Consider the following 4,644-nt stretch of genomic DNA (forward strand, 5'->3'; position numbering starts at 1 on the left):
GTTCACAAGCATGAATACTTTCTTTAATTGGTTCCAAGGTGAAATAATCATGAAGTTACACATGAATAGAATTATTTCGGCGACGACAAGGCAAGATGCGACCAAAACGGTGATCATATCCATGACGCTTTCTTTCAGCATATTCATGATCAAGTTGTTGTCGGTAGTCACCTTCAGCTGCATTGTGTGACTTTGGCTATTACTGTTATTGTGGTTGTCTATATTGTTGTGGTCGTTGCTATTATCGAGGTTGTCGCTATTAAACGTTGATACGCGTATAGACGCGTGTTTAACATTTTCCTCTGGATAGTGATAAGAGCTACCAGACTCCCCGTTAAAAGTAATAGATAGAATCTCACTGTGGTTATCAACGAAGAAAGCAAACTCGTCTTCTAAGCCATGCAGTCTGTTGTCAGGAACGCCTTTATTGAGTAACCCTTTAATCATCTGATTTAGTGAGTCACCAATCAGGGTTGATTTCTGCTCGAGTTTAACTTCATAAATCTGCGAAAACTTGTCCAGAGATTGATAAGAAACACCTAAATTAGCAATAATCGTTAACAGGATAGCAAGAGAAATGATAAACACGGGAAAGTGTTTTGTTTTCAATTTCTCGAACTTGGACATTGAATAGGGAGATTGCAGTGCCTTATGTGCTTGAGCTAAGGTAGGAAGTAAATCGCTAGCTCCATCAGAAGTTTCGATTATCGCAGTTGCACCTTTAACACGGTCTACAATCCCTTCTAACAGATATTTCAATGCTATAAAGGCAAATGCGCAAGACAGCACTATCCATATGACTGAATACAAGAATTGATCCTTTAGCAAGGACGCTTTTTGTTGGTCTAATAGTGACGTAGAGTAGTAGAGCTTTATTTGGCCTTCAACTAAACCGAAAGAATTGGTTATATCAAGTGATAGCTGACGATCGTTTGCTTGGTTGTGTACACCTGTGCCAAATAGTTGTTCACCAGAGGTAGACACCACCATTAATGCAGTAATGCCATCAACAAACTTTAGCCTACGATCTAGGATACCTTGTATGTTCGATATAGCTGAAAGAGGCAGACCTAAACTGATTGCTTGATTGATATCATTATGTGTTTCTTCTAAAACGATTCGATAGGTAGAATCGGAGGTTTCCGTTAGCCTTTTCTCGAAATTGAAATAGTTCAGTGTTGCATTTAACGTGATGGAAAACAGCAAAACCGCCATGATGGCAAACATCAATTTGACCCTAAGTGACAGGCTAAATGATGTCGGATTGGTGGAGGTTTGGCTGGTCTTGCTGTTCATTGGTTAAGGCCTACTTAATAGATAAATCGAAGTCAGCACTGTTGTTCGTTGCACTAACGGTTACTTGAGTAATGGGTTCGCTGCGGCTTAATCGTCCGATACATTCTTCGGCTAATCTTGGCATTAGTGAACGGTTAATAATTTGTTCTACAGCGCGACCGCCAGTGGTTGGATCGGTATTACGGTCGACCACGAACTGAATGAAATTCGCGTCCCAAGTGAATGAAGCCTTATATTGCTCTGCAAGTTTTTTCTTGATTCGATTTAGCGATATTTCTGTGATTTTCGCTAATTCTTCATCGTTAAGTGGGTAGTAGGGAACAATGGTAGTTCGGCCTAAAAATGCAGGTTTAAAGTATTGTTGCAGATCCGGACGTATTGATTCGAGTAGCTTGTCATTATCGATGCGATCGGTAGTCTGAGCACACACATCACAGATAGCTTGGTCGGCAGCGTTCGATGTCATAATAATGATGGTGTTCTTGAAATCGACGGTTCGACCTTCGCTGTCTTTGATATGACCTTTATCGAAGATTTGATAAAACAGATCATGTACACCAGGGTGAGCCTTCTCCATCTCATCCAATAGCAATACAGAATAAGGGTTGCGTCGAATCGCTTCCGTCAATACACCGCCTTCGCCAAAGCCCACGTAACCTGCTGGTGAGCCGAGTAGCATGGAAATTTTATGCTCCTCTTTAAACTCGGTCATGTTAATAACGGTAAGATCGTTGCTTCCTCCGTAAAGTTGCTCCGCAAGTGCCATGGCAGTTTCAGTTTTACCGACACCACTTGGACCACACATTAGGAACACACCAATCGGTTTTCGATTATCCGTTAAACCCGCTCGGGAAATACGAATTGCTTTTGCTAGTTCGTTCTTTGCGACATCTTGTCCTATTACTCGAGTATTAAGTTCATCTTCCAAGGTCAGCAGCTTAGCGATTTCATCGCTCATCATGTTGCCAACCGGGATACCAGTCCAATTCGCAATCACCTGAGCAATAGTGTTATCGTCGACCATGGCATAGACGAGGGGCTCCTCACCTTGTACGTTTGCTAACTCGATACGCAGGCCGTCGAGTTGTTGCTGCTTGTTGGAGTCAACCGCATTTAGCTCTTGTGCTTCAGTTATCTCTTGCTGAATCACTTTAATTTGGTCTACTAATTCAATCTCTTTTTCCCAACGCGTGTAATACGCAGCCAACGTTTGTTGGTTCTCTTCTATCGATAGTGTGAGCTCTTTAATCAACTCAGCGCTGTTGGAGAACAGTGCCTCTTCTTTTTCTAATGCTGATTTTTCGTTTTCTTGATAACGAATCGTCTGCTCTAGTGTTTCCAATACTTCTGGCTTCGCGCCTTGTGTCAGTGCGATTCGTGCACTGGCAGTATCAAGTAGGCTAATGGCTTTGTCTGGCAGTTGGCGACTTGGAAGGTAACGGATCGATAAGTTGACCGCTGCTTCAATCGCGGATTCAGCAATAAAAGCGCCATGGTGAGCTTGCAATGAAGCAGCCACACCACGAAGCATTTGCATCGCATCTTCTGCGTTAGGCTCTTCAATGGTTACAACTTGGAATCGGCGTGTCAGAGCCGGATCTTTTTCGAAGTACTTTTTGTATTCCGCCCATGTTGTCGCAGCGATGGTTTTGAACTCACCACGCGCCAAGGCTGGTTTTAGAAGGTTTGCCGCGTCGTTTTGTCCAGCAGCGCCGCCTGCACCAATAAGGGTGTGAGCTTCATCGATAAATACAATGATGGGTACTTCTGAGCTTTTTACTTCATTGATGACGTCTTTTAAGCGGTTTTCAAACTCACCTTTAACGCTCGCGCCGGCTTGCAGCAAGCCAAGGTCTAAAGAGTGGATCTGTACGCCTTGTAGAGCACTAGGGACTTCATCAGCTGCAATTCTTAACGCTAATCCTTCAACAACAGCGGTTTTACCTACGCCTGGTTCACCGACCATAATCGGGTTGTTTTGGCGCTTACGACACAAGATGTCAATCGCTTTTCTTACTTCTGCATTACGGCCTGAAATTGGGTCGATGTTGCCATCAATAGCCTGCTGAGTAAGGTTTACCGTGTATTTGCTTAGAGCGTCGTTACCCGCGGGGGTACTATCGACAGCGCCATTAGCTGAAGGTGCTGAAGAGTTACGTGCAATAGGAGTTTTCTTGATAAGACCTTGCAGAGACTCAAGTGAAACATTGCTTAATGATTCAAGTTGTAAGGTCGTCACACCTAATACATTTTGCTGCATTAGAGCTTGAATAAGGTGTAGGCTGACGATCTCTCCATGCCCGTAGTTTACTGATGCAATCATCCAAGCGTCTTTGATTAATTCCGTTAAGCCGTGGCTTAACGTCGGTTGACCTTCATTACCTTTTGGGAGCATAGAGATTTTCTTTGTCAATTCACTGACTAAGGCATCTATTGAAAGTTTCTGAGATTCACACAATGTCATGAGCATTGGGTCTTTCTGGGAGATAAGTTGAAGAATCCAGTGTTCAACCTCTATAGCTCCAACACCTTGGTTCATTGCTGAACCAGCAGATGCTTCGAGCGCCTGCTTTAGGGCAGGTGCTAGCTTGCCGACTAAGTTAGTGAGCGTTACTTGTGTCATTGTTTATTCCTTATATTTCTATAATCTACACGAACCATATTGCGAACTATAAAAGCAAAATGTTTACACTTTTATCAGGACTGTGCTGAGGGGCAAGATAATCAATCTCTCCTAGGCGAGCTGCAATAGAAACGTTGCTTGATAAACGGGGTTTGGTTAAATATGAACGCTTAACGTTCAGATAAATGGCAACAGGCGTGTTGTCTTTTAAGTAATGCTGAGTCAAAGACCACATGGATTTCGCTAATTGGTCATCTTGCTGAATTTCTAGGAATTCACTTCTGCTTTTTGGAGTAACAAAAATACTCAAGTTGTTGAAATTAACGAGGCAGGTTCTTCCTACTAAGAAACCTTGTCCTAAACGGCTATTGAAATCCCGATTTTTACCTAGTCGTGTCAATGAATCTGTAGGCAATAGGCGACGTTCAAATGCCTTACATTCGACATCGATTGAGTAAGGAAAAAAATCATTGAGTATCTTTTTTAGCGTTGTAAGGCTACGGCTTTGTTGGCTAAGTAATAGTGAGTATTGCAGGTATTCTTTGTGTTCTTTCCCAAGTGCTGAAAAATGATTCAATAACGCCGCTTTTTTGGAGTTCTGCTCGTTTTCAACGAGTAACCAACGTTGCACATTAGTTCGATAGGTGATTTCAAAGTGGCGTTGATTAAACACATCCAGAAAGTCTTGAAGTGAATGATCGTCGTTGTGTATCGCGCTTAACAAC

At 42.7% G+C, this 4,644-nt stretch carries 2 protein-coding genes and 1 pseudogene; all 3 read right to left on the reverse strand.

The window, feature by feature from the left end; translation table 11 throughout:
• Positions 1-1,296, reverse strand: a pseudogene (locus AB4496_RS19185) (MFS transporter); the annotation flags it as partial.
• A 10-nt stretch (positions 1,297-1,306) separates the two neighbouring features.
• Positions 1,307-3,919: a type VI secretion system ATPase TssH gene (gene tssH, locus AB4496_RS19190; RefSeq protein WP_102257286.1), complete on the reverse strand. Its 2,613-nt coding sequence runs from the start codon at positions 3,917-3,919 to the stop codon at positions 1,307-1,309.
• Positions 3,920-3,965: 46 nt separating this feature from the next.
• Positions 3,966-4,644, reverse strand: a 679-nt coding sequence (locus tag AB4496_RS19195; protein WP_372131644.1) for a type VI secretion system baseplate subunit TssG, incomplete at its 5' end; no start/stop codon positions are given.

Source organism: Vibrio sp. 10N.222.46.A1, from assembly GCF_041473595.1.
GTDB lineage: Bacteria > Pseudomonadota > Gammaproteobacteria > Enterobacterales > Vibrionaceae > Vibrio > Vibrio tasmaniensis_A.